Consider the following 649-nt stretch of genomic DNA (forward strand, 5'->3'; position numbering starts at 1 on the left):
GGGTTCAGCGACTGGGGTGAAGTCGTAACAAGGTAGCCGTAGGGGAACCTGCGGCTGGATCACCTCCTTTCTAAGGACAAGCGGCGGAGTGCGCTTCGGTCTCGTATCGAAGAAGAGCTTCCTCCCTATCCAAAGACATTCCAATCCGCCGTCCTCATGTCCCTTCATCCTAGGTTACTCCCCTGACGGGGAGTATAGCTTGAGCTGGCTTACCGCCTCGCGGCCTTATGGCCGGTGAGTGCAGGGGGCCGGTAGCTCAGGTGGTTAGAGCGCACGCCTGATAAGCGTGAGGTCGTAGGTTCAACTCCTACTCGGCCCACCACTGCGCAGGCAGCGAGACGAAATAGCGCGAGCTATTTCGCACGCAGCCCAGCACGGCCAGCGCTGGCATAGCGCGCCATAAGGCGCAGCTTTGCTGCGACTGACGGCGCGACGGGCACGAGACGGTGAGGGGCTTTAGCTCAGCTGGGAGAGCGGTTGCTTTGCAAGCATCAGGTCATCGGTTCGATCCCGATAAGCTCCACCACTCTTTCCAAGCCATAACCTAGAGATGAAGACACCAGTTCCGCGCAAGCGGTTACGAGGTGCTGACGCACCTCATCTTTGACATTGTGAATGGGTTTTTAAAATCGATGCCGTGAAGGTGTCG

2 tRNA genes and 1 rRNA gene are annotated in these 649 nt (G+C 58.1%); all 3 read left to right on the plus strand.

Annotated features, from left to right (window positions below):
- A 16S ribosomal RNA gene (locus tag LRP66_RS18225) occupies positions 1-70 on the plus strand; the annotation flags it as partial.
- Between the two features lie 175 nt (positions 71-245).
- Positions 246-322: transfer RNA gene (locus tag LRP66_RS18230), tRNA-Ile, on the plus strand.
- Between the two features lie 128 nt (positions 323-450).
- Positions 451-526 (plus strand) — tRNA-Ala (locus LRP66_RS18235).
- The last annotated feature ends 123 nt before the right edge of the window (positions 527-649 follow it).

The sequence above is a fragment of the Sphingomonas sp. Leaf21 genome, assembly GCF_916858675.1.
GTDB lineage: Bacteria > Pseudomonadota > Alphaproteobacteria > Sphingomonadales > Sphingomonadaceae > Sphingomonas.